The sequence below is a fragment of the Prevotella sp. P5-126 genome (genome assembly GCF_002251185.1).
Taxonomy (GTDB): Bacteria; Bacteroidota; Bacteroidia; order Bacteroidales; family Bacteroidaceae; genus Prevotella.
Genome location: NZ_NPIZ01000092.1, coordinates 1 through 3,382 on the forward strand (window position 1 = coordinate 1; position 3,382 = coordinate 3,382).

General features: G+C 42.2%; 3 protein-coding genes. All 3 read left to right on the plus strand.

The window, feature by feature from the left end; translation table 11 throughout:
• Nucleotides 1–91: 91 nt before the first annotated feature.
• The 3 genes from CIK90_RS11025 (at nucleotide 92) to CIK90_RS11035 (ending at nucleotide 2,972) form a co-directional block, all read left to right on the plus strand.
• A complete protein-coding gene (locus CIK90_RS11025; RefSeq protein ID WP_173849341.1) occupies nucleotides 92–1,543 on the plus strand; it encodes an ATP-binding protein in 1,452 nt (483 codons plus the stop codon).
• A 156-nt stretch (nucleotides 1,544–1,699) separates the two neighbouring features.
• Entirely contained in the window at nucleotides 1,700–1,987 is a 288-nt protein-coding gene (locus CIK90_RS11030) for a helix-turn-helix domain-containing protein (protein ID WP_044064340.1), read from the plus strand.
• A gap of 4 nt (nucleotides 1,988–1,991) precedes the next feature.
• Nucleotides 1,992–2,972 (plus strand): hypothetical protein, encoded by a 981-nt coding sequence (locus CIK90_RS11035; protein WP_094465396.1) that lies wholly within the window; start codon nucleotides 1,992–1,994, stop codon nucleotides 2,970–2,972.
• Nucleotides 2,973–3,382: the final 410 nt, after the last annotated feature.

The window sequence follows — 3,382 nt, forward strand, 5'->3', positions numbered from 1 at the left end:
CATATGGCACTGGCAATAAACATAGAAAACCTGCTGAACAAGCAGAAGATAGAATCCAACAGAATTGAGTTTAAAAAGAAACATTAATTATATGATAGGAAACATTGATATTCTGGTAAAGGAACTCTGCAAGCTTCCAAAGGAAGTTGGATGGGTTGAGTTCAAACATAACAACTGTGAGCCGAGTATGATTGGTGAGGACATTAGTGCCCTTGCCAATAGTGCTACTTTGAACGACCGCGACTATGCCTATATGATATGGGGTGTGGTTGACACTACCCATGAGATAATTGGTACAAAGGTGCGGTTGCAGATGGAGAAGAAAGGCGAGCAGGAGTTAGAGAATTGGCTTCGCTATATGCTCTCCAAGAATGCGGATTTTGAATACTATGATGCTGAGATTGATGGCAAGCATGTTGAACTGATTCGTATTCATAAGGCTCTAAATGAGCCAGTAAGCTTCCAGAAGGTTGACTACATACGGAGTGGTAGCTACACGAAGAAGTTGCATGAGTTCCCCGTGTTCCGAGCTCAGCTATGGGACAAGTTGCGCCATGCCCAGTTTGAGGATGTATGCGTCAAGACTGACCAAAGATATGAGGACATCATCAGACTGCTTCAGGTGGATGCCTATTTTACCCTGCTGAAAATACCCCAGCCAGCAGAAAAGGATGCTGTAGCGCATTATCTGAACGAGGATGGCATCATCCAGAAACAGGATAATGGGCTATATTCTATTACCAACCTTGGTGCCATATTGTTTGCCAAGGACTTGAATGAGTTTGCCCGTTTAGGTCGTAAGGCTATGCGCGTAGTACAGTATAAGGGCATAAACCGTCTGTTGATTCAAAAAGAGGAGCCTTTTAATCAAGGCTATGCTATTTGCTTTGAGAATATCGTGCGCTACGTGAATGCCTTGCTGCCAAGCAATGAGGATGTTAATGCAGTTCAACTGTCAACAAAAAGCAAGTTCCCTCTCCCATCTGTAAGAGAAGCTATTGCAAACAGCCTCATTCACCAGGACCTATATATTACAGGGGCTGCACCAGTAGTGGAGATATTTGACAATCGTATTGAAGTGACGAATCCTGGTACACCCTTAGTAGATGTGCTTCGTATCATTGATAATCCTCCGAAGTCACGAAACGAGAAACTTGCTTCTCTCATGCGTCGATTAAAGATGTGTGAGGAACTTGGCCGTGGTTGGGATAGAATGGTGTTGGCTTGTGAAGCACAATATCTCCCTGCTCCTCGCATCGAAGTGTTCCAAGATAGTACGAAAGTTACCCTCTTCTCTGAAATGGAATTTAGCAATATCCCGATGGAAGATAAGTTGTGGTCATGTTATCTCCATGCTTGCCTTATGTATATACAAGGTGATGCTTTGACAAACAAGTCGCTGAGAGACAGGTTTGGCATTCCTGAAACATCATCCAGCAGTTCTTCTAGATTAATCAAGGAAGCGATTGGAAAGAACTTAATAAAAGTACTTGATCCAAATACTGCTCCTCGATATATGAAGTATATTCCCATCTGGGCATAGATTTAACTTGCCTGTAACTTGCTGGTAACTTGCTGAGACGTGCCAAAAGCGGAATAGCTTTTCGCTAACATGTTGATAATCAGTGATAATTGAGAATAAGTTTAACTTGCCGGTAACTTGCTGGTAATTTGCTAAAGAAGAAAAATAGACATAGATATGTTATTCGGAAAAAAGATTAGAGAACTAAGAGATGAGAATGGCGTACTGCAACGCCAGTTGGCTGCACTATTGGAGATAGACACCCCGATGTTCAGTAAGATTGAACGTGGCGATAGGCGTGCTAAGCGCGAACAAGTTATAAAACTTGCAGAGTACTTCCATCAGGATGAGAACGAAATGCTGACCCTCTGGCTGGCTGACAAAGTGCTTGATGCGGTGGATGGCGAGCAAGAACTCAGTTCGCAAGCCATTGAAGTTGCCCAAGAACAAATCAAAGACCTGTAAAAGTATGGAGATTGATATTTTCCCTATACCCCATCGGAAGGAAGGGATTGCCAGAAACTTGGACAAGGGGTTCCTTGGCATTCTCATCATCACTTACGTCATTGCGGCTTACAAAACAGCTCAGTGGATAGTGGGTGGAAATAATGACTTTGTGTGTGTTCTGCTCACAATTCCGATATTCGTTGGCTATTACGCTCTGTTTGTGCTTGCCTGTCATGGCATCAAGACGGGACTCTATGCTTACTTCAAGTCTCACCGCAAAGAATGGAACAGCATAGCAGACCGCGAGGAGATGGAGGAGTACATCGCTCTGAACCTTGGCCATATACAGAAGAAGGCACAAGAGAAGACGGCAACTATCACCAATACAAAGAATGCTGCACCTATTGCTGATGACACTCCCAAAAGAGAACGCAATGTAGAATCACATAGTCCAGAAGAAATAACTGTTACTCCTGAGGCATTGGAAAAGTTGCAGTTGAAGCGTGACATCCAAAAGGCACATGACGAGTTGGAGGTATTCATCAATCAAGTGCAAATTGACCGCAAGCAGATGAAAGAAGCAAAAGACGCTCGCGAAGCAAGGAAACTTGAAGCCATCCTCAAATATACCCGCTATACGCTCATGCCTCATGGTTTCACGGATGAGGAACTGTATCAGATAGAGGAAGCTGTCAAACTTCTTGTTGAACTCAATGGTGTTACCCGAATGGAAGTCCTTTCCGTCAGCAAGAAGAAGGGGCTGAAGCAAGCCGACCTAAAGAACTTCTGCTGGAATATAGCAAACCAATACGGAATTAATCCGAAGACAACGGCTCTGTTTGCACTCAATCTGTTTTATGCCTGGTTTAGCAACACCGAACCTTCAAGCATTCAAAAGACACTGCGCAACACTGCGGGCACATATACAATCGAAATCGACGCGAATATCATAGAGCATCTGCCAGAGTTGGAAGAAAAGGTGCTTGGCAAGAATCACCAATAGTTTATTTATCGTTTCCTATGCTTTTTTATCACAACCGCCTCTATTATATTTTCTTATCGTTAACGTATCATTGTAACGTATTGATATACAGTGGTGTTTAGATTTGAGGAGGTTAAGTAAGTATAGATAATTACCGAAAGGTATAGATAGATAAATCCGCATAGCTCAGGCGAGTTATGCGGATTTTCTTTTTAGTTATTCCTTTCCAATAATAGAACGATACATGAGTAATTATGTTTTTTCTAGTATCAAGCCAGACTTTGCGATGCAGAATGAGTGATATTTAACGTGAGTTCGACGAAATATAAGTATCTAAAAATTTGGTGATTAGCGAAAATTGTTGTAACTTTAAGGTGCTAAAAAATCAAAAGTTTACAAACAATAATCGCTATGATCACCGAGGACAAAGT

Excerpts from the sequence above, each read along its gene's own strand:
- CIK90_RS11035 (WP_094465396.1), top strand. The coding sequence starts at position 1,992 with ATGGAGATTGATATTTTCCCTATACCCCATCGGAAGGAAGGGATTGCC.
- CIK90_RS11030 (WP_044064340.1), top strand. The coding sequence starts at position 1,700 with ATGTTATTCGGAAAAAAGATTAGAGAACTAAGAGATGAGAATGGCGTA.
- CIK90_RS11025 (WP_173849341.1), top strand. The coding sequence starts at position 92 with ATGATAGGAAACATTGATATTCTGGTAAAGGAACTCTGCAAGCTTCCA.